Source organism: Comamonas testosteroni ATCC 11996 (assembly GCF_000241525.1).
Lineage (GTDB): Bacteria > Pseudomonadota > Gammaproteobacteria > Burkholderiales > Burkholderiaceae_C > Comamonas > Comamonas testosteroni.
In genome coordinates this window covers 15,193-35,624 of sequence record NZ_AHIL01000020.1, presented here as the reverse complement: position 1 = coordinate 35,624, position 20,432 = coordinate 15,193, and the positions used below count along the sequence as shown (strand labels likewise).

21 protein-coding genes and 1 pseudogene are annotated in these 20,432 nt (G+C 61.8%); 14 read left to right on the top strand and 8 right to left on the bottom strand.

From position 1 onward, the window contains the following. The first annotated feature begins 467 nt into the window (after positions 1-467). From CTATCC11996_RS08005 to CTATCC11996_RS07995, 3 genes are all read left to right on the top strand, one after another. Positions 468-1,436 (top strand): ABC transporter substrate-binding protein, encoded by a 969-nt coding sequence (locus CTATCC11996_RS08005; protein ID WP_003074958.1) that lies wholly within the window; start codon positions 468-470, stop codon positions 1,434-1,436. Positions 1,437-1,549: 113 nt separating this feature from the next. Next, positions 1,550-2,431, top strand: coding sequence for an ABC transporter permease (locus CTATCC11996_RS08000; protein WP_003074956.1), 882 nt, complete (start codon positions 1,550-1,552; stop codon positions 2,429-2,431). A gap of 134 nt (positions 2,432-2,565) precedes the next feature. After that, positions 2,566-3,360: an ABC transporter ATP-binding protein gene (locus CTATCC11996_RS07995; RefSeq protein WP_003064901.1), complete on the top strand. Its 795-nt coding sequence runs from the start codon at positions 2,566-2,568 to the stop codon at positions 3,358-3,360. Between the two features lie 150 nt (positions 3,361-3,510). Here the strand turns inward: CTATCC11996_RS07995 and CTATCC11996_RS07990 are convergent, their stop codons facing one another. The 5 genes from CTATCC11996_RS07990 to CTATCC11996_RS26175 all read right to left on the bottom strand — a co-directional run bounded on the left by CTATCC11996_RS07990 (position 3,511) and on the right by CTATCC11996_RS26175 (position 5,560). Beyond that, a complete protein-coding gene (locus CTATCC11996_RS07990) occupies positions 3,511-4,449 on the bottom strand; it encodes a tyrosine-protein phosphatase (RefSeq protein WP_080569842.1) in 939 nt (312 codons plus the stop codon). 232 nt (positions 4,450-4,681) lie between these two features. Then, the gene (locus CTATCC11996_RS26185) at positions 4,682-4,963 is read right to left on the bottom strand and encodes an AAA-type ATPase lid domain-containing protein (protein ID WP_050878837.1); all 282 of its coding nucleotides are present in this window, start codon (positions 4,961-4,963) and stop codon (positions 4,682-4,684) included. A gap of 32 nt (positions 4,964-4,995) precedes the next feature. Next, the gene (locus CTATCC11996_RS26180) at positions 4,996-5,265 is read right to left on the bottom strand and encodes a sigma 54-interacting transcriptional regulator (RefSeq protein WP_050878835.1); all 270 of its coding nucleotides are present in this window, start codon (positions 5,263-5,265) and stop codon (positions 4,996-4,998) included. Beyond that, positions 5,219-5,392, bottom strand: coding sequence for a sigma 54-interacting transcriptional regulator (locus tag CTATCC11996_RS26470; protein ID WP_256682787.1), 174 nt, complete (start codon positions 5,390-5,392; stop codon positions 5,219-5,221). Before CTATCC11996_RS26470 ends, CTATCC11996_RS26180 begins: the two co-directional genes overlap by 47 nt. Positions 5,393-5,413: 21 nt before the next feature. Continuing rightward, the gene (locus tag CTATCC11996_RS26175; RefSeq protein ID WP_233506313.1) at positions 5,414-5,560 is read right to left on the bottom strand and encodes a sigma-54 factor interaction domain-containing protein; all 147 of its coding nucleotides are present in this window, start codon (positions 5,558-5,560) and stop codon (positions 5,414-5,416) included. Positions 5,561-5,580: 20 nt separating this feature from the next. Here CTATCC11996_RS26175 and CTATCC11996_RS26170 point away from each other — a divergent pair. The 7 genes and pseudogenes from CTATCC11996_RS26170 to CTATCC11996_RS07955 all read left to right on the top strand — a co-directional run. Then, positions 5,581-5,718, top strand: a pseudogene (locus CTATCC11996_RS26170) (ABC transporter ATP-binding protein); the annotation flags it as partial. A 536-nt stretch (positions 5,719-6,254) separates the two neighbouring features. Next, the gene (locus CTATCC11996_RS07980; protein ID WP_034348448.1) at positions 6,255-7,730 is read left to right on the top strand and encodes an amino acid permease; all 1,476 of its coding nucleotides are present in this window, start codon (positions 6,255-6,257) and stop codon (positions 7,728-7,730) included. 185 nt (positions 7,731-7,915) lie between these two features. Then, complete coding sequence (locus tag CTATCC11996_RS07975; RefSeq protein ID WP_003074947.1) at positions 7,916-9,292, top strand: DUF1329 domain-containing protein; 1,377 nt, start codon at positions 7,916-7,918, stop codon at positions 9,290-9,292. Between the two features lie 470 nt (positions 9,293-9,762). After that, positions 9,763-11,487: a SulP family inorganic anion transporter gene (locus CTATCC11996_RS07970; protein WP_034348445.1), complete on the top strand. Its 1,725-nt coding sequence runs from the start codon at positions 9,763-9,765 to the stop codon at positions 11,485-11,487. Between the two features lie 40 nt (positions 11,488-11,527). Continuing rightward, a complete protein-coding gene (locus CTATCC11996_RS07965) occupies positions 11,528-12,322 on the top strand; it encodes a GGDEF domain-containing protein (protein WP_003074940.1) in 795 nt (264 codons plus the stop codon). Between the two features lie 4 nt (positions 12,323-12,326). Beyond that, entirely contained in the window at positions 12,327-13,178 is an 852-nt protein-coding gene (locus CTATCC11996_RS07960; protein WP_042438298.1) for a MinD/ParA family protein, read from the top strand. Positions 13,179-13,229: 51 nt separating this feature from the next. Beyond that, positions 13,230-14,003: a sulfurtransferase gene (locus CTATCC11996_RS07955; protein WP_034348479.1), complete on the top strand. Its 774-nt coding sequence runs from the start codon at positions 13,230-13,232 to the stop codon at positions 14,001-14,003. 134 nt (positions 14,004-14,137) lie between these two features. Here CTATCC11996_RS07955 and CTATCC11996_RS07950 read toward each other — a convergent pair whose 3' ends face one another. The 3 genes from CTATCC11996_RS07950 to CTATCC11996_RS07940 form a co-directional block, all read right to left on the bottom strand. Beyond that, complete coding sequence (locus tag CTATCC11996_RS07950) at positions 14,138-14,692, bottom strand: flavodoxin family protein (RefSeq protein WP_003074934.1); 555 nt, start codon at positions 14,690-14,692, stop codon at positions 14,138-14,140. Between the two features lie 179 nt (positions 14,693-14,871). Beyond that, entirely contained in the window at positions 14,872-15,279 is a 408-nt protein-coding gene (locus CTATCC11996_RS07945; RefSeq protein ID WP_003074932.1) for a DoxX family protein, read from the bottom strand. A gap of 69 nt (positions 15,280-15,348) precedes the next feature. Next, positions 15,349-16,050 (bottom strand): pirin family protein, encoded by a 702-nt coding sequence (locus CTATCC11996_RS07940; RefSeq protein WP_003074930.1) that lies wholly within the window; start codon positions 16,048-16,050, stop codon positions 15,349-15,351. A 121-nt stretch (positions 16,051-16,171) separates the two neighbouring features. On the opposite strand from CTATCC11996_RS07940, the gene CTATCC11996_RS07935 reads away from it, so the two are divergent. From CTATCC11996_RS07935 to trmB, 4 genes are all read left to right on the top strand, one after another. Beyond that, entirely contained in the window at positions 16,172-17,110 is a 939-nt protein-coding gene (locus CTATCC11996_RS07935; RefSeq protein ID WP_003074929.1) for a LysR family transcriptional regulator, read from the top strand. A gap of 133 nt (positions 17,111-17,243) precedes the next feature. After that, a complete protein-coding gene (locus tag CTATCC11996_RS07930) occupies positions 17,244-18,359 on the top strand; it encodes an NAD(P)/FAD-dependent oxidoreductase (RefSeq protein WP_003074927.1) in 1,116 nt (371 codons plus the stop codon). A gap of 41 nt (positions 18,360-18,400) precedes the next feature. Further along, positions 18,401-19,459: a tRNA glutamyl-Q(34) synthetase GluQRS gene (gluQRS, locus tag CTATCC11996_RS07925; protein ID WP_003074925.1), complete on the top strand. Its 1,059-nt coding sequence runs from the start codon at positions 18,401-18,403 to the stop codon at positions 19,457-19,459. Positions 19,460-19,488: 29 nt separating this feature from the next. Next, on the top strand, positions 19,489-20,223 hold the full coding sequence (trmB, locus tag CTATCC11996_RS07920) for a tRNA (guanosine(46)-N7)-methyltransferase TrmB (RefSeq protein ID WP_003074922.1): 735 nt from the start codon (positions 19,489-19,491) through the stop codon (positions 20,221-20,223). Positions 20,224-20,432: the final 209 nt, after the last annotated feature.

Genomic DNA, 20,432 nt, shown 5'->3' with positions numbered 1-20,432 from the left:
GCAGGCTTTTTTCATGGGCTGAATGTTTTTAGCAACGCAGGCTGCCAAATGCCCACAAATTTGCAGCATCACAGAAAAAACGCACACCACCGCAACCGCCGTGAATCACCCCATGAAGGTCGCACGCCGGCGCAGAAAGAGCAATGTTCAAAAAACAGGCAGTTGCACCAATACGCTTGCTCATATCGCATCAGACGCAGGAAAAATGCGGGGCAAAACCAAAATCAGGACCCACTCAACGCAATATTGCGCGCCATTGCCCTGCATCCGCACACACTAACTTCTGCCAAATAGCGCTTTGCGCAGCTTTCATGCCATTTTTTCGCGATCATCGTATAGGGATAAACAAGGTTATCTCAATCACGAAGACAGCCGGATCGGTGCAGTAGACTTTGCCGCGAGGCGACGCGCATCACGCACTGCCGTCTTAATTCACCTGCAACACACAACAAACGCTGGAGATACACATGAAGCAGCTGTCCTTGGCCCGCATGGGCGCACTGGCCCTGGCAATTTCCGCCATGTCGGGTGCCTATGCCGCCGATACCAAGTCCGTGGCCGTGACCGCCATTGTTGAACACCCCGCCCTGGATGCAGTGCGCGACGGCGTCAAGGACGCCCTGAAGGCAGCCGGCTACGAAGAAGGCAAGTCCTTGAAGTGGCAATACCAGAGCGCACAGGGCAATACCGGCACCGCTGCCCAGATCGCCCGCAAGTTCGTGGGTGACAAGCCTGATGCCATCGTCGCCATCGCCACACCTTCCGCTCAGGCCGTGATCGCGTCGACCAAGACTGTGCCCGTCGTGTTCTCCGCCGTGACCGACCCCGTGGCCGCGAAGCTGGTCCCCAGCTGGGAGCCCTCCAAGAACAATGTGACCGGCGTTTCCGACCTGCTGGCCCTGGACAAGCAGATGGATCTGGTCAAGCAGGTCGTGCCCAATGCCAAGCGCATCGGCATGGTCTACAACCCCGGTGAAGCCAACTCCGCCGTGGTCGTCAAGGAACTGCAGGCCCTGCTGCCCAAGATGGGCTGGACCCTGGTGACCGCAGCCGCTCCCCGCTCGGTGGACGTCTCCAGCGCCGCACGCTCGCTGGTAGGCAAGGTGGACGTGATCTACACCAACACCGACAACAACGTGGTGTCGGCCTACGAATCGCTGGTCAAGGTGGGCCAGGACGCCAAGATCCCTCTGGTGGCTTCTGACACCGACTCCGTCAAGCGCGGTGCTGTGGCTGCCTACGGCATCAATTACCGCGATCTGGGCGAGCAGACCGGCCGCATGGTGGTGCGCATTCTCAAGGGCGAGAAGCCCGGCGACATCAAGCCCGAAGTCTCGACCAAGATGGAACTGTTCGTGAACCCCGGCGCAGCCGAAAAGCAAGGCGTGAAGCTGTCCGACACGCTGATCAAGTCCGCCGCGACCGTGGTCAAGTAATCCACTCCCTGTCGCCAGCACTGCCACCAGGCAGTGCCAGCGCAGCGGCAGGTGCCGTGGCAACATGGCCCTGCCGATTTTTTTAGACGTTTGCCGCGCCTGTCGCTCTCTCTATGTCTCTATTTTCCATCCTCGGTGCCATTGAAATTGGCCTGATATTCAGCCTGGTGGCGCTGGGCGTCTTCATCTCCTTTCGCTTGCTGCGTTTCCCCGATCTGACGGTCGACGGCAGCTTCCCCCTTGGCGGTGCGGTGTGCGCCATTCTGATTTCCACGGGCACCAATCCCTGGCTGGCCACGCTGGCCGGCACGGCAGCCGGAGCCGTGGCCGGCTTCATCACAGGCTGGCTCAACGTCAAGCTCAAGATCATGGACCTGCTGGCCTCCATCCTGATGATGATCGGCCTGTACTCGGTCAATCTGCGCATCATGGGCGGCCCCAATGTGCCGCTGATCAACGAGCCCACACTGTTCACCATGCTGCAGCCGGCGAACATTGAAGACTATGTGATGCGTCCGCTGATCATGCTGGGCTTTGTCATCGTGGCCAAGCTGGCTCTGGACTGGTTCTTTGCCACCGAACGCGGTCTGGCTATCCGCTCCACGGGCTCCAATGCCCGCATGGCCCGCGCTCAGGGCGTCAATACCGGCGCCATGATTTTGCTGGGCATGGCAATTTCCAACGGCCTGGTCGGTCTGGCCGGAGCGCTGTTCGTGCAGACACAGGGCGGCTCCGACATCTCCATGGGCATCGGCACCATCGTCATCGGCCTGGCGGCCGTGATCGTGGGCGAGACCATCCTGCCCTCGCGCAAGATCATCTGGGCCACGCTGGCCGTGGTGCTCGGCGCCGTGGTCTACCGCTTCTTCATCGCAGCGGCCCTCAATATCGATGCCATCGGCCTGAAGGCACAGGACTTGAATCTGGTGACGGCAGTGCTGGTGACCATCGCACTGGTGATTCCGCAAATCAAGAAGAAGCTGAAGAGAAAGTAACCCCCTGAGCGGCTTTGCCGCGTCCCCCAAGGGGGACGATGGCCTTTGCTGCGGGGCGGCCCTTGCTGGCCCTCTCGCCAAGGAACTGCAGCACTAACAAATGCTGCGCCCTCAGTGACTGATCGGAATACATCATGCTGAACGCACAAAACCTCGAACTCACCTTCAATCCCGGCACGCCGATCGAAACCCGCGCCCTGCGCGGCCTGTCGCTGTCCATCCCCGACGGGCAGTTTGTGACCGTCATCGGCTCCAACGGCGCAGGCAAGTCCACATTTCTGAACTGCGTCTCGGGCGACCAGAGCGTGGACAAGGGCAAGATCGAAATTGCCGGCATCGACATGACGCGCATGCCGGTATGGTCCCGCTCCAAGCAGGTGGCCCGGGTGTTTCAGGACCCCATGGCCGGCACCTGTGAAGACCTCTCCATCGAAGAGAACATGGCTCTGGCACACGAGCGCGGCAACCTCCGCGGCCTGTCCAAGGCAGTCAAGGCCAGCAATCGCGAGCTGTACCGCGACCGCCTGGCCACACTGGGCCTGGGTCTGGAAAATCGCCTGACCGACCGTATCGGCCTGCTCTCGGGCGGACAGCGCCAGGCAGTCAGCCTGCTGATGGCGGCGCTGCAGCCCTCGCGCATTCTGCTGCTGGACGAACACACGGCCGCTCTTGACCCGCGCACCGCAGACTTTGTGCTGCAGCTGACGGCACGCATCGTGCAGGAAGCCAATCTCACCACCATGATGGTCACGCACAGCATGCGCCAGGCGCTGGATGTGGGCACGCGTACCGTCATGCTTCACCAGGGCAATGTGGTGCTGGACGTCAGCGGCGAAGAGCGCTCCAAAATGGATGTGCCCGACCTGCTGCACATGTTCGAGAAGGTACGTGGCGAGAAGCTGGCCGACGATGCACTGCTGCTGAGCTGAAACCCGGCCCCATCCCTGCAAAAAGTCCGCCCTTGGCGGACTTTCTTTTTGATAGCTACCAACGCTTGATAGCTCTATGTATTAAATATTTTTATATCTGAAATCCATATAATTCAAGCGCTTGAAGCTCCTCTAAAGATAGCAACCACCTCAACCCAGCAGCTTGGCGCGCAGCTGCGCGAGCTCGTCCGAGCCCAGACCCAGCCCTTCGCTCAGGTAGCGACCCATCGAGCCGAAGCCGCGCTCCGCCTCGTCGAACTCCGCCTCCAGGTAGCTACGCTGCACGCCCAGCAGGGGCCAGTAGAGATCGGCTGCATCCTTGCCGTTGTGCGCCAGCATCTGCTGATAGGTGGCGTTCATCCAGGCCTCGGTGTAAGTATTGGTGAGCAGGTAGTCCTTCAGGATGGTGTCGCGCGGTACGCCGGCAATGGTGTGCAGCAGTGCCGCCACCCAACCCGTGCGGTCCTTGCCGGCGGTGCAGTGAAACAGTTGCGCATCGGCGGTAGACGCCATGGTCCTGAGCAGTTGCCCCATGCGAGCGCGCATGCCGGCGTCGCGCACCATCACACGGCCCATCTCCTCCATCGCGGCCTCGGCCTCCTTGGGCGTATGAAAGGGCGAGAACACCGGGTCGGCCGTGCCGAAGATGTTCATATACACATAGCGGATCCCCGGCGGCAGCCGGTCCGCGTCCTTGGCCGCCTCGTTCGTGGTGCGCAAATCGTAGGCCGTACCAATGCCCAGGTTGCCCAGCGTCACTGCATCGGCCGCGCTGGGCAATACCGCATTGGAGCGGTAGAACACGCCGCGCTTCAATGGCTGCCCTGCAGCGTTGCGGTAGACCGATGCGTCGTCCGCCCCGGCCAGGTCTCGGAAGTTGAGCATGGACGACAACCTTGGCGTGGCCGCTTTCGGCTCCATGCCATCACCGCCGCCGCAGGCGGCCAACAGTCCGCCAGCACCCGCAGATACCAGTCCCAGCAGCCCCAGGCGCAAGACCCGGCGCCTGTCCATGCTGCGATCGATCTCCGCGAATGAAACCACTCCTGTCACCCCCTTCATGCCTGCTCCTTTATGAGTAAAGGTCATGTATCCACCCTCCGTGGATCATTGACAGGCGCAGGCTATCAGCGATGGTTGACTTTACTTACCGGCGCTAAACCTTAGTCCGATTTGTCTAAGTACAAGCCTGGGAGCCAGAGCAGGCACCGATGGAAGAGCTTGCACAATCCCCCGGACGGTCGGGGCTCACGACCTCCCATTTGCGGCATGTGCCGATACACCGAGGCCCGGCTCAGCCCCAGGCTGCGCGCGGCCTCGGTCACACATTGCAGTGATGCGTCTTCAGCGCCTGCCGCAAAGCCGGGCGCTCGTCTTGCACCTGCGCCACCATGACCTCTTGCATGCCGTCCAGCGACAGCGTGCGCTCTGGCGGCAGCACAGGCGGCTGGCCGCCGTCGACTTGGGCCGGCAGATGTTCGGGAGCAATGGCCCCGTCGCCGCTCAGCACCATGGCTGTGCGCAGCACGTTCTTGAGCGCACGGATATTGCCCTGCCAGTCGTGGCGCATCAGCACCCGGCACGCGGTTTCGGTGATGGTCACGGCACGGCCCTAGAGCGGCAGACCGCCCTCCCTCAACAGGCCCTCAACAGGCCCTCAACAGGCCCTCGATCAGTGCGCCCTTGTCTGCACGGTCGCGCAGCGCCAGCAGCTCCAGCGTCACGCTGTGGAGACAGTAGTACAGACAGATCGAGCCGGAACTCTCCCTGGGCCACCATCTCTCGCAGGTCGCGTTGCGTGGTGCAGATCAGTTGCACATCGACGGAGATGGGCTGCTCCGAGCCCAGCGGGGTGACTTCACATTCGGCCAGCACGCGCGGCAGCCGCGTCTGCAAGGCCTGCATGCATGTCGCAGATCTCGCCGAGGAACAAGTCTCCGCCATGGGCCTGAGCGATCTTGCCGCCCGCGCCCTTGGCACGGGCGCCGGTGAAGGCGTCTTCGCGATAGCCGAAGAGCTCGCTCTCAACCAGTCTCGGGAATCGCCGCGCAGTTCACAGCCACGACGGGCTGGCCCGACGTACGCAGGCCTCGTGCGTGGCCTTGGCAAATGCCTCCTTGCCCGAACCCGATTCGCGGTACGGCACAATGGCCAAACCCTTTTCAGGCACACGCAGTGCCTGCCGGGCATTGGTCTGCATCTGTGGGTCCAGCCTGGCCCGTGATGCTTCACCAGGGCAATGTGGTGCTGGACGTCAGCGGCGAAGAGCATGCGAACATGGACATGCCCACCCTGCTGCATGTGTTCGAGAAGGTACGTGGCGAGAAGCTCGCGGATGACGCCTTGTTGCTCAGCTGATTCAAGCCGGACGGCCTGAGCGCACACAGCTCACTATCAAAAAAGAAGCTGCCAGTCCTTGATAGCTATTGGCTGGCGGCTTTTTTCATTTCAAGACAGAAAATATCGACAGCAAACATTTACATTTCGACAATTATTTTTGACGAAATGAAAAGACAAACAATCAAATAGACAAGGCTCCAGCGAACGAAGGCCGAGCATGAAGCCACTCTCGCCGACGATTTGACGAAGATATAAGGATATTTTTCTGAATTTCTGATCCAGTCATTAATTCTGAAATATCAAACACTTAGATATCGTTTCAAGCCATGGCGACCCCGATCCACAGCTCACGCTGTACGACTCGTGCGCAAATCGCTCACAATCTGCACCCTATCGGAAGCCACTGAGCACGATGCATGTCATCGCCGTTCACGCCGACCGCGTTGATATCCGGGGACTCCCGACATCAGGGCGCAACAAAAGGGCATGAGGCCGATGCTTTCACCAGCAGGACCACCAAGGCTTCATGATCCGCAAAAAAACCAATATCTCTCATGAGCGATAGCCAAGCAAAAACTGACAACGGTGGCTTGCACCGTTCCCTCAAGGCCCGACATATGTCGATGATCGCCATCGGCGGCTCCATCGGCACCGGTCTTTTTGTCGCCTCTGGCGCAACCATCTCGCAGGCAGGCCCCGGCGGCGCCTTGCTGGCCTACATGATCGTGGGCCTGATGGTTTATTTCCTGATGACCAGTCTGGGCGAGATGGCCGCGCACATGCCCGTCTCCGGCTCCTTTGCCACCTATGGCGCCAAGTACGTGGATGAAGGCTTTGGCTTCGCCCTGGGCTGGAACTACTGGTACAACTGGGCCGTGACCATTGCCGTGGACCTGGTGGCCGCACAGCTGGTGATGGCCTACTGGTTCCCGGGCACCAACGGCGTGCTGTGGAGTGCGCTGTTTCTGGCCCTGATGTTCGGCCTGAACGCACTGTCGGCCAAGGGCTTTGGCGAATCCGAATTCTGGTTCGCCGCCATCAAGGTGACCACGGTGCTGGTCTTCATCGCCATCGGCGTGCTGATGATCTTCGGCATTTTGCAAGGCGGCGCACCTGACGGAATCTGGGGCAATATTGCCAACCTGAGCACGGGCGACGCACCGTTTGCAGGCGGCTTTGCGGCCTTGATCGGCGTGGCCATGGTGGTGGGCTTTTCCTTCCAGGGCACGGAGCTGATCGGTATCGCCGCCGGCGAATCCGAAGATCCCGCCAAGAACGTGCCCAAGGCCGTGCGCAAGGTGTTCTGGCGCATTTTGCTGTTCTACGTCTTCGCCATCCTCATCATCGGTCTGCTGATTCCCTATACCGATCCCAAGCTGCTGCGCAACGACCTGGGCGATATCGCCGTCAGCCCCTTCACGCTGGTGTTCGAGCGTGCCGGCCTGCTGGGCGCCGCCGCCGTGATGAATGCCGTGGTGCTGACCTCGGTGCTGTCGGCCGGCAACTCCGGCATGTATGCCTCCACCCGCATGCTGTATGCGCTGGCCAAGCAGGGCATGGCGCCCAAGGTGTTTGCCCAGGTCAACACGCGCGGCGTGCCCGTGCTGGCATTGATCGCCACCACCGTGATTGCCGCTCTGTGCTTTCTGACCAATATCTTCAGCCCTGAAGTCGTCTACATCTGGCTGCTGAATCTGTCCGGCATGTGCGGCTTTGTCGCCTGGCTGGGCATTGCCATCAGCCACTACCGTTTCCGCAAGGGCTGCGAAGTACAGAACTACGATATGAACCAGCTGCCCTACAAGGCAGCGGCCTTCCCCTTCGGCCCCATCTTCGCCTTTGTGCTGTGCCTGATCATCACCCTGGGCCAGAACTACGAGAACCTGATCAAGGATCAGATCGACTGGGTCGGTGCCATCGCCACCTACATCGGCCTGCCTCTGTTCCTGGCCATCTGGTTTGGCTACAAATGGGTCAAGGGCACCAAGATCGTCAAATACTCGGAGATGGATCTGAACGGCTCGCGTTAATACCTAGTCATTTTTGATCCCTCCCAAGGCAGCTCCGGCAACGGCGCTGCCTTTTTTGCGTCTTTGGCCTGCCTCGGATGCTGTCGATTAGTCCCAACAGACGATTCATGTCATGACAAATATCTGAAGAATAAATGCTCACAGGCAACGGCCTGCACAGTTTTTTCACTAGGAAAACAAGAGCAATGCAACAAAAGACGATGAGCACAGCGCTGATGCTGTGCATGGGTTTGCTGAGCGCAGGAGCCGCCTGTGCCAAGGTTCCCGCCGCGGAAGCCGACAAGCTGGGCAAGGAGCTGACCTGCACCGGCGCCATCAAAGCCGGCAATGCCGATGGCAGCATCCCGCCATTCACGGGCAAGATCCTGGGCATTCCGCCCGGCGTGAAGTTCACCAAGTCCGTGGGACAGTTCCAGCCCGATATCTACGCCAACGAAAAGCCGCTGTTCGAGATCACGGCCGCCAACATGGCGCAATATGGCGACAAGCTCAGCGCCGGTCAGAAGGCGCTGCTCAGCAAATTCCCCACCACCATGCGCATTCCCGTCTATCCGGGCCACCGCGACTTCCGCTATGACGACGATATCTGCGCCGTCATCAAGCGCAATGCGCTGGAAGCCGAGGTAGTCAACGACGGCAATGGCGTCAAGGGCTTCATGGGCGCTCTGCCCTTCCCCATTCCCAAGACCGGCCTGGAACTGCTCTGGAACAACCTCATGCCCAGCCGCGCCAGCACCGAAGAGGTGGAACGCGACATGGCACTGGTGGGCGCAAGCGGCGATATCGCCTGGGGCCGCACCAGCTATATCCAGCTCAGCCGCTATGACTCCAAGGAAAATCTGGGCAAGCCCAACGAAGGCAAATACGCCTATGTGACCAATTTCTCCATCCTGCCCGAGCGCGAAAAAGGCGGCGTGATTCTGTCCATCGAGCCGATGAACTTCGGCACCGACAAGCGCCTGGCCTGGAATTACGATCCCGGCACTCGCCGCGTGCGACAACTGCCCGAGTTCGGCTATGACCAGCCCTCCCCCGGCACCAGCGGCAAGGCGACCATCGACTCCGAGCGCCTGTTCAATGGCGGCTCCGAGCGCTACGAGTGGACCATGCACGGCAAGCGCGAGATGTTCATTCCTGCGAACACCTTCCGCATCAACCAGCAGATGAAATACGCCGATCTGCTCAAGCCAGGTCACCCCAACCCGGCCTACACCCGCTATGAGCTGCGCCGCGTCTGGGTGCTGGAGGGCAAGCTCAAGCCCGGCTTCCGTCACCTGTACTCCAAGCGTGTGATGTTCATCGACGAAGACACCGGCCACGCCGTCTCGGGCGACTTCTACGACGCACGCGGCCAGTTGTGGCAGCACGGTGAAATCAATTACTACTATGCCTACGACATCAAGAAGTGGCACGCGGGCACATCGTTCTACTACGACCTGAATGCCGGCTCCTATGTGAGCATGAATCTGGTCCAGGAGCGCCCCAAGGCACCCATTCTGGGCAAGGACAACCTCAAGCCCAGCCAGTACACTCCCGAGGCGATTCGCAACCTGGGCAACTGATGGACAACAGGTGGGCCAACCACCGCGCGCACCGCACCGAAAGGTGTACAGAGAGGCCATGAGCCTCTCTTTTTTTATGGCCGCTCCCACCCCGAAACGGGAGCGCACTCCCGCATGTGCGCGGGCAGCGTGCTAGGATGAAACACGGCACCAGCACTGAAAACGCATAGCAGTTGGCGCCGTTTTCTCTGTCTTCGAGTCGATTTCAACGTGAGCATCATTCACAAGCAGTCAACGACCCACCCGGTCGCATGGCAGGGCGCGGATCTGGCGGGTGCCACCTCCCGGACTCATCGGCCATCCGCCGAACCCCTTGCCGCCATCGATGCCATGCGGGCCCGGTTCGGACAACGCCTTGAGTCACTTTGGAACAAGGCGTCCCCTCGGCCAATGTCGCAGCCTCGTCCCGTTTTTAATCCCTGCACAACAAAGCCAGACTAAGCTTGCAGAGGATTTAGTTCGCCGCAATCATGACTTCCATGCAATCCCTGGCCCGATGGCTGCCCTTTCTCAATTGGCCCAAACCGACTTTCGGCCTGCTGCGCGGCGAGTTCTGGGCTGGCCTGACCGTGGGCCTGATGCTGCTGCCCCAGGGCGTGGCTTACGCCGCGCTGGCGGGCATGCCACTGATCACCGGCATCTACGCCTCCATCATTCCGGCCGCAGTGGCCATTCTCTTCAGCCCCTCACCCCGCCTGGGCGTGGGGCCGACGGCGCTGAGCGCCTTGCTGATCGGCGCCTCTCTGACCGGCATGGCCGAGCCAGGCTCGGCCCAATGGGTGGTCCTTGCGGCATGGATGGCCATTCTGTCGGGCCTGGTGCAGTGGAGTCTGGGCGTGGTGCGCGCGGGCTGGCTGCTCAACCTGGTCACCTCCCCCGTACTGGCAGGTTTCACCCAGGCGGCTGCGCTGCTGATTCTGGCTTCGCAGCTGCCCACCCTGCTGGGCATGCGCGCTGACTGGTCCACCGTCTGGCATTCGCCCTCCATCTATCTGTTCAGCATCCAGTCCATCGCCTACGGCCTGGTCAGCATGGCCTTGCTGATGCTGGCCAAGAAATGGCGTCCTGCTTTTCCCTCAGCTATTTTCATCATCGGCCTGAGCGGCTTCATCAGCTGGCTCACGGGATTCGCCGATGCAGGCGGAGCCGTGATTGGCCACCTGCCTGCGGGGCTGCCCAGCTTCCAGTGGCCCGGCATGCTGGACTGGGAGCAGTTCGGCGCCCTGGTCATGCCGGTGCTGGTCATCTCCCTGGTCAGCTTTCTGGAGACGGCCTCCAGCGCCCAGGTAGAGCATCAGCAGGCCGGCACGCGCTGGAACGAGAACCAGGATCTGATTGCCCAGGGTCTGTCCAAGATCAGCGCCGGCCTGTTCGGCAGCTTTGCCACCAGCGCTTCTTTCTCGCGCTCTGCCGTCAACCTGCTCGCCGGTGCCAGGACCGGCTATGCCAACGTCTTTTCCATTCTGCTGGTGGTTGTGGTCGTGCTCTGGTTCATTCCCTGGCTCTACCATGTGCCTCAGGCAACGCTGGCAGCCATCGTGATCACCGCCGTGCTCAACCTGGTCAAGCCCAGCGCGATCCTCAAGCTGTTCAAGATCTCCAAGGTCGAAGCCAGCATCAGCGTCGCCACTCTGGTGCTGACCATCGTCACCGCCCCCCGCATGTACTGGGGCGTGTTCGCGGGCATCATGCTCAGCCAGGCTTACTACCTCTATCAGCACCTGCACCCGCGCATCATCGAGGTCGGCGAGCATCCCGACGGCAGCCTGCGCAGCCGCAAGCTTTGGCAACTGCCGCCCCTGGCACCTGAAGTCGTGGCTCTGCGCATGGATGCAGACCTGGACTTTGCCACGGCCACGGCACTTGAGCGCTACGCAGCCGATGCCCTGCAGCAAGCGCCCCAGGCCAGAGATCTGGCACTGCTGATGCAGTCCATCAACAGCATAGACATCACAGGTGTCGAAACTTTTGCACGACTGGAGCGCCTGGTCGCATTGCGTGGCGGTCTGCTGCACGTGGTGGGGTTGAAGTTGCCGGCCGAGCAAAGACTGGAGCGCGCCGGCCTGCTGCACAAGGAAGGCAGCCCCATCAGGCTCTATCGCACGGATGCCGACTTTCTGCGAACGCTTGGCAATTTCCCCACAGAACTGACCCGGATCAACGCTGACGAAAAGCCTACATCCACAAAAAGATAGGGGGCGCTGCTACACTGACGGCCATCATTGATAGTTTGTCGTGACCTCATCCGCCCCCCACCAATCCGTGTTTTTGCGCGATCTGCGCCTTGCCACCGCACACAATCTGGTGACTCGCGCGGGCGGTAGCGATAACCGTCTGCCCACTGACACTCCCACCCACTACCTGCAAGCATTGATTGATGGCTTGTGTGCGCTGTCTTTGCGGGACCCCCTCACGGGGCTGGCCAACCGACGCCATTTCCGCTCCGTGATCGAGCGCGAGATCGACCGCGTGGCCCGCTCCGGAGAAACCGCACTGCTGCTGATGCTGGACATCGACCACTTCAAGCAGATCAACGACGAGCACGGTCATATTGCTGGCGATATGGTGTTGCAGTCCGTTGCGCAGACCCTGTCCGAGATCATCCGCCCCATGGACACCCTGGCGCGCTTCGGTGGTGAAGAATTTGCCATCGTGCTGCCCGTGTGTCCTGCGCATCAAGGCCGCGCGGTCGCCGAACGCCTGCGCCAGGCCATCGAAAGCAACTCCATCGCCGTGTCCTCCGGCCAGTCGCTGAAGGTCACTGTGAGTATTGGCGGGGTCTACGCCCAGCAATGGATTCGCAGCACGGCGCAACTATGGACCGAGCGTGCCGATCGCCAGCTCTATCTGGCCAAATCGGCGGGACGCAACTGCGTCTGCGTGGAGGATCCGCCCGACAGTACGGTGAGTGCCGAGGAAAAAAGCCTGCTTTTCAGCCCTTTGCCCGCCGCCTCGTTAGAGGAAAATGTCTCTGACAATACAGCACCAGACGTAAACACCGACGCCGCAAGCCAGGTCATAACGCCTTGAGACGATGGACACCTTGGCCCCTCACCCTACTTTGCCCGCTCATATATCCATGGAAGATGCCCTGCGGGCGCCTGGCCGCAACAAGCAGGCCCACATCATTGCCGTCACCAGCGGCAAAGGCGGTGTCGGCAAGACTTTCGTCTCTGCCAATCTGGCTGCTGCGCTGACGCGTCATGGCTTCAACGTTCTGGTATTGGACGCGGACCTGGGCCTGGCCAATCTGGATGTAGTGCTCAACCTCTACCCCAAGGTCACGCTGCACGATGTGTTCACAGGTCGCTCCACGCTGGAAGATGCCATTCTGACCACGCCTGGCGGCTATTCCGTGCTGCTGGCAGGCTCAGGCATGATCGAGTACTCGCGCCTCACCCCCGAGATTCGCTCCCAGTTCATGCGCACGGTGGAGCTGCTGCGCCCGCGCTACGACATCATCCTGCTCGACACCGGTGCCGGCATCTCGGATGTGGTGCTGTTCTCCGTCTCTCTGGCAACCGAGGTGCTGGTCGTGGCCACGCCCGAGCCCACTTCGCTGACCGATGCCTACGCCGCCATCAAGGTGCTGGCCCTGCAGCAAAAGCGCCAGCAGATCCGTCTGGTCATCAATCAGGCGCAACGCCCCGGCGATGGCCGCGCCATCACGGGCCAGCTGCAGCAGGTGCTCAACCGCTTCGTGACCACCGAGTCCGGCCAGCCGCTGCAGCTGACCCACTGGGGCGATATTCCGGTCGACTCTGCCGTGCGCGAGGCCGTGATGCGCCGCCAGCTGCTGCTGCAGGCCATGCCCGGAGCACCCGCATCTCTCGCAGTGGCTCAGCTGTCCAATAAAATCAAGGCAGAGCTGACGGCCCCGGTCTGAGCTGCATCACCGTCGATGCAGCAGCCGCGCGGCCGCCCCCCGGATATCGACGTGGCCGACATACTCAACATCTCCTGCTACAAATTCACGCCCCTGCCCGACGCCGACCAGCTGCGCCAGACGCTGCTGGAGCGTGCAAATGACCTGAGCCTCAAGGGCACGGTGCTGCTGGCCGAAGAAGGCATCAACTTTTTCCTGGCCGGCCCTGCCGAGGCTGTACGCGGCTTTGTGGACCAGCTCAAGCAAGACCCGCGTTTTGCCGACCTGACGCCCAAGGAAAGCTGGTCCGAGACCGTGCCCTTTCGCAAAATGCTGGTCAAGGTCAAGAACGAGATCATCCGCATGGATCATCCCGCCATTCGACCCGCCCATGGCCGTGCGCCATCGGTCAGCCCGGTCACGCTGCGCCGCTGGCTGGAGCAGGGCCATGACGACGAGGGCCGCGAGGTGGTGACGCTGGACACGCGCAACGACTACGAAGTGGACGAAGGCGCATTTGCCGGCACGATCGACTGGCGCCTGACCAAGTTCACCGAATTTCCGCCTGCACTGCGCCAGCACAAGGACGAATTCGCCGGCAAGACCGTGGTCAGCTACTGCACGGGCGGCATCCGCTGCGAAAAGGCCGCCATCCTCATGCAGGACGAAGGCATCGAAAACGTCTACCAGCTCGAAGGCGGGATCCTCAAATATTTCGAGGAAACCGACGGCAAGTACTACGACGGCGGCTGCTTTGTCTTTGACGGCCGTGACTCGCTGGGCACCGATCTGTCGCGCACCGAGCTGGTTCACCCCCGCCCCATCAAAAAGCATCTGATGGACTAAGTCGCCCTTTCTGGGCGACTCCCAAAAAGAGAGCGGGTAGCGCTTTCCATCAAACGATTTCAGATACAAATCCATCTGAAATCAATGATGCAAAGGCGCTAGATGCTTCTTATTCAATAGCAGCCTGATACTGCTTATCTAGCCCAGCGCGCTGCCGCGCTGGCCACGCGCTCGCCAAACTGGCGTGCGGTTTCCAGATCGCCTGCGGCCATCTCGCCGGCCGATGAGTCAGAGGGTGACTGTGCCATGGCACCGCAGAAACTGCCCATCCAGTTCACATCGTTGCGCTGGGCGGCCTTGGTGTTCGAAGGCAGCAGGCCCAGTCCCACCCACACGCCGCCATGCTGCATGGCCAGGTGGTAGAAATAATCGAGCGTGACCTGCTTGTCGCCCTGCACGCTCGCGCTGTTGGTAAAGCCGGCAAACAGCTTGTCCTTCCAGGCCTGGGCAAACCAGGCCTTGGACGAAGCATCGGCAAATTTCTTGAACTGCCAGCTCGGAGCGGCCATATAGGTCGGCGCGCCAAAGACGATGGCGTCAGCCGCAGCCAGTTGCTCCCAGCCACCTTCGGGCAAATTGCCATCGGCGTCGATGGCCAGCAACTGCGCGAGCGCGCCCTGGGCTACGGATTGCGCCATGCGCTGGGTATGGCCGTAGCCGGAGTGGTAGACCACAACGATATTGCTCATGATTTCTTCTTTCCTGCTTTTCCTGCTTGCATCGACGCAGCCATCCGCCGCGCCATCGTGAATCTGTGCCAAATAAAGGCCCGCCGGATTGACACCCGGCGGGCCTTGTCTTGCGAGAGCGCGCTAGCTTATCAAAGCCATGACCGCTTGCGCACTTTCAGCCTGCGCGGCCTCATGCTTTAGGCTTTGCGGCCGTCCATGCTCCAGGCGCCTGCCCCATGGGCGGCGTAGCCAAGCAGACCGCCGACCACGGCGATGTTCTTCCAGAACAGCAGCTGCTGCATCATGGCGGCTTCTGCGGGCACGCCCCAGAAGTTATGGAAGAAGAAGCTGGCAATCAGCGTGAAAAATCCCAGGATCAAGGCCGCGCAGCGCGTGTGCCAGCCCAGCAATATGGCCAGACCGCCCACGATCTCGATCACCAGACCCACCGCCACCGCGACCTGGGGCATGGGCATGCCCACCGATGCGGCATAACCCACGGTGCCCGCAAAGCCGCTGATTTTCTGAATGCCCGCAGGCAGGAACAGCAGGGCAATCAGCACACGGCCCACCAGGTCCAGGGGATTTCGCAATTGATTCAACATCTCAACTCCAGTCATTGCGACCCAGGGCCGCGTTGGTTCATATCAGCACAAGCCTTGAAATCGTCAGACTCAAGGTTCCAGGTCAAACACCAGAACTTCCGCAGCCCGGCCATTGGCAAGGCGCAGGCGCTCCTCATTTTCAATAAGTGCGGCGTCACCGCTTGTCAGCTTTTGTCCATTCACGTCCAGCTCGCCACGCACCAGGTGCACATAGGTCTTGCGCCCGGCCGGCAGGGCCACCTCGGCAGCCTCTGCGCCGTCGAACAGACCGGCATACAAGCGTGCATCAGCGTTCATGGGAACCGAGCCCTCGGCACCATCGGGTGAAGCCACCAGACACAGACGCCCACGCTTTTGCGCCTCGCTGAATGTCTTCTGGGCATAGCCTGGCTCGATACCTGTGCGCGCGGGCAGCAGCCAGATCTGCAGAAAGTGCGTGGTCTGCTCCTTGGCATAGTTCTGTTCGCTGTGCACCACCCCCGAGCCAGCGCTCATGCGCTGCACCTCTCCAGGCAGGATGGGGGTTTCATTGCCCATGCTGTCCTTGTGCGAGAGCGCACCTTCGAGCACATAGCTGATGATTTCCATGTCGCGATGGCCGTGCGAGCCAAAGCCCGTGCCGGGTGCAATCCGGTCTTCGTTGATCACGCGCAGATTGCCGAAACCCATATGGCGCGGATCGTAGTAACCGGCAAACGAAAAGCTGTGATACGACTTGAGCCAGCCGTGGTCGGCGTAGCCGCGTTCCTGGGATTTGCGCAGAGTCATCATGGTGTGCTTCCTTTCGTTCAAGTGACTGTCTCTATGGGCTCTACTGTAGAAGTCGCCCGCCAGGCTGTGGCTGAACGGCGTTGATGGCATCATTCAAACTGTTTGAATCATCAATCTCACCATGCCCAGCTCCCGCGATGTGCTCACCCCCGACAGCCTGGCCATGCTGCAGGCCATTGCCGAAACCGGCAGCTTTGCCGCTGCTGCGCGCTCCCTGGGCCTGGTGCCCAGTGCACTGACCTACCGCGTGCGCCAGATCGAAGATGCGCTCGATGTGCTGCTGTTTGACCGCAGCTCGCGCCATGCCCAGGCCACGGAGGCCGGCCAGGCCTTGCTGCGCGAAGGCGCCCGCCTGCTGCAGGAGATCGACGCCGTGGCGCACCGCGTCAAGCGCGTGGCCACGGGCTGGGAGCCACAGCTGACCATCGTCATCGACGGGGCCGTGGCCCGCACGCCCATCTTCGAGCTGGTCGAAGCCTTTTATGCGCTGACCCCGCCCACCACACTCAAGCTGCGTGACGGCATTCTCAACGGCACGCTGGAAGTGCTGACCAGCGGCCATGCCGATCTGGCCATTGGCGTGGCGGTCAACACCAGCAACGTCTCCGAGCTGCAGACACGCGAAATCGGGGAGATAGATTTCGTCTTCGCCGTCGCGCCGCACCACCCGCTGGCCAGGCTCGACGAGCCGCTGTCCGACGAGTTGCTGCTGCGCCATCGCATGGTGGCTGTGGCCGACTCCGGCGTACGCACCAACACCAGCTTTGGTCTGGTCAACGGCCAGGACGTGCTCACCGTGGACAGCATGCAGGCCAAGCTGGAGGCCCAGATACGCGGCATTGGCGCCGGCTTCCTGCCGCGCGGCATGGTGCAGGCCTATCTGGATGCAGGGCTGCTGGTCACAAGACAGGTGCAGCGCGCCAGTCGCAATCTGCGCCTGCACTATGCATGGCCCGGCCCCTCCCACCGCACGCCCGGGCGAGCCCTTCAGTGGTGGCTGACGCAACTGGAAAGCCCTGCCACGCGCAAGGCGCTTATGGAAAACCATCACCGCCAATAAGCTGCTGCGCGTCGCGGCCGTCACGCGGGAGGTGTAGAGTGAGTTGCGCTGCAACAATTCAGCACAAGCAGCACTTGCTATCCTTTGGATAGCTGCTACGCTAGAACTCAAACGGTGTCGAAAAGGCTTTTTCATGAATGCTTCCCGCACTCGCGCGTCCGCAACTGCCTCCGCTTCTTCCCCTTCCCCGCATACCGGCGCCAAGCGCATTGCCGTCATCGGCGCGGGCATTGCAGGTCTGGCCTGCGCCCGCACGCTGATGCAGGCCGGGCATGACGTTCATGTCTATGAGCGCCTGACCCAGGCCGGCGGACGCATGCGCTCGGTCAGCGGCCCCTACGGCAGCTTTGACATCGGCGCCCAGTTCTTCACCGTACGCGACCCGCGCTTTCAGCAGGTGCTGGACACCACTCCCGGCAATCTGCGCGCCTGGAGCCTGAACAGCGTGCAGACCCGCAACGCCCAGGGCCGCAGAGTGGACAAGCACACGCCGGTGCGCGAGACCCACTGGGTCGGCATGCCCGATATGCAATCGCTGCCACTGGCCTGGGCAGCGCCGCTATGGGATGCCGGGCGTCTGCACCTGGGCCAGTCCCTGCGCGCCATGAGCCACCACATTGCCAGCGGCAGCCACCACAGCCGCCATCAATGGTCCCTGATGCTCGATACCGAAGACCACGGCCCGCAGATTGCAGCCGACTTCGATGCCGTGGTGCTGGCCGTGCCGGCGCCCGTGGCCGCGCAACTGCTGCAGACAGCACCGCAGGGTGCGGCCCTGGCCAGAACCCTGGCCCCCGTGGAAATGGCCCCCTGCTGGGCCATGACGCTGTCCTACCCCATGGCTGCGCAGGCCGGCCTGACCACACTGGGCCCCCAGTGGAATGCCGCACGCAGCACACATGAGCGCGTTGCCTGGGTGGCCCGCGAGTCCTCCAAACCCGGCCGCGCCCAGACCGAGCGCTGGACGATTCATGCCAATCCGCTGTGGTCCAACGAGCACCGCCACGACGACGCCACGCGCGTGCTTGCCAAGCTGCAAAAGGCCTTTGGCGAGATCACGGGCATCCGCGTTGCGCCGCGCCATGCCAGCGTCTACCTCTGGCAGCATGCCCAGACACTTGCGCCCCTGGGAAGACCGTTCAGCCACGACCCCTCGGCAGGCCTGGGCCTGTGCGGGGACTGGTGCATAGGCATGCGGGTGGAAGACGCTTTTGTCTCGGGTCTGGAAATGGGCCTGGCCCTGGCCTGAGCCAGCTGCACGCAGTCAAGGGGCGTAAGATGGCGTCCCTCATGACTGCGGCCCTCTCCCGTCCCCCCTCCAGCGCTCCCAGCACGGGGCCATATATCGGGCGCTTTGCGCCCTCCCCCACCGGAGCGCTGCATGCCGGCTCTGTGGTCGCGGCGCTGGCCAGTTGGCTGGATGCACGCGCCCACCACGGACGCTGGCTGATTCGCATCGAAGACATCGATCCGCCACGCTGCCAGGCGGGCGCCGACCTGGAAATCCTGCGCCAGCTGGCTGCCTGCGGCCTGCACTCCGATGCCCCCGTGGTCTGGCAGTCGCAGCGTCATGCACTCTATGAAAAAGCGCTGCAACAGCTACAGGCGCAAAAAATGGCCTACCCCTGCGGTTGCACGCGCAAGGACATCGAAGCCGCCTGGCAGGCACAGGGACTGACTCACGAACGGCATGTGGAGCGGCCCTACCCCGGAACCTGCCGTCATGGCCTGCAAGGCAAGCCCGCCAGAGCCTGGCGCTTTGCACTGGAGCAGCAGGTACATGATTTACAGGAAAGCCAGCCCGAAGTGCTGCCCCTTCAATCGCAGACAGCTACGCAAAGCATGGCACTCAGGCAACACTGCCTGGAAAGCAGCCGACCCGTGCTGCACTGGCAGGACCGGCGTCTGGGCGCGCAGCAGCAAGATCTGCTCGCCAGTGTGGGCGACTTTGTGCTGCGCCGCGCGGACGGGCTCTGGGCCTACCAGCTGGCCGTTATCGTTGACGACGCCGAGCAAGGCATCACCGATGTGGTGCGCGGTGAAGACCTGGCCGACAACACCCCCCGCCAGCTGCTGCTGCAGCGCGCCCTGGATCTGACCCAGCCGCGCTATCTGCACACGCCGCTGGTCTGCATGGAAAACGGAGAAAAGCTCTCCAAACAGCATGGCGCACCCGCCGTGGATGTCAGCCAGCCGCTGACCGTGCTGTCTGCCGCGGCGCAGCAACTCGGCCTGCCACAAGCGCCCGCAGCCGCATCCTGCAGCAGTGAAAGCCCCGCAAGCGCCTTGCCTTTGGCGCTGGACTTCTGGGTCCGGTGCTGGCGCCAAACCTACAATATCGCCCCGTGACTTCTTCAAATCCAACACCTACCACCGATATGGCCGAAAACGTGCCAGCCGCTGACGCATCCGCAGCATCCCAAGGCCAGGCGCCCGAAGGCGTGGCCTATCCCAAGACCATCAAAAGCTATGTGCGCCGCGCAGGCCGCACCACCACGGGCCAGGCCAAGGCTTTTGAGGAACTGGGTCCGCGCTTCCTGCTGCAATACCAGAAGGCTCCTCTGGACGCCGCAGCCGCCTACGGCCGCGACGGCAAGCTGATTCTGGAGATCGGCTTCGGCATGGGTGAAGCCACCGCCCATATCGCCCGCGTGCGCCCCGACGACAATTTCCTGTGCTGCGAAGTGCACGAGCCCGGCGTGGGCGCGCTGCTCAAGCGCATTGGCGAGCAGGAGATCGAGAACATCCGCATCCTCCAGCACGATGCCGTGGAAGTCATCGACAACATGCTGCCCGAAGCCTCGATCGACGGCGTGCACATCTTCTTCCCCGACCCCTGGCACAAGAAAAAGCACAACAAGCGTCGCCTGATCCAGAGCCCGCTGATCGCCAAGCTGGCCGCTCGCATCAAGCCCGGCGGCTATATCCATTGCGCCACCGACTGGGAACCCTATGCGGTGCAGATCCTGGAAGTGCTGAACGCAGAACCCATGCTGCAGAACACGGCCGAGAACTACGCTGAAAAGCCCGACTACCGCCCGCTGACCAAATTCGAAAACCGCGGCATCCGCCTCGGCCATGGCGTCTGGGATCTGGTGTTCAGGAAAAAATAACACCCCCTGAGCGGCTTTGCCTAGGCGGCCCCGCCGCTTCCCCCTCGCTGCTACGCAGAGGGGGACGACAGCATCGCTGCGGGGCGGCCCTTCCTCGGTGTCTCCGACTTGGGTTATGCCAGTTTCCAAGGATTCGCTCCAACAATAAAAAACGCTCCTCATCGAGGAGCGTTTTGTTTTGGGGCAAGGCAGCCTGGACTGCCTTTTGG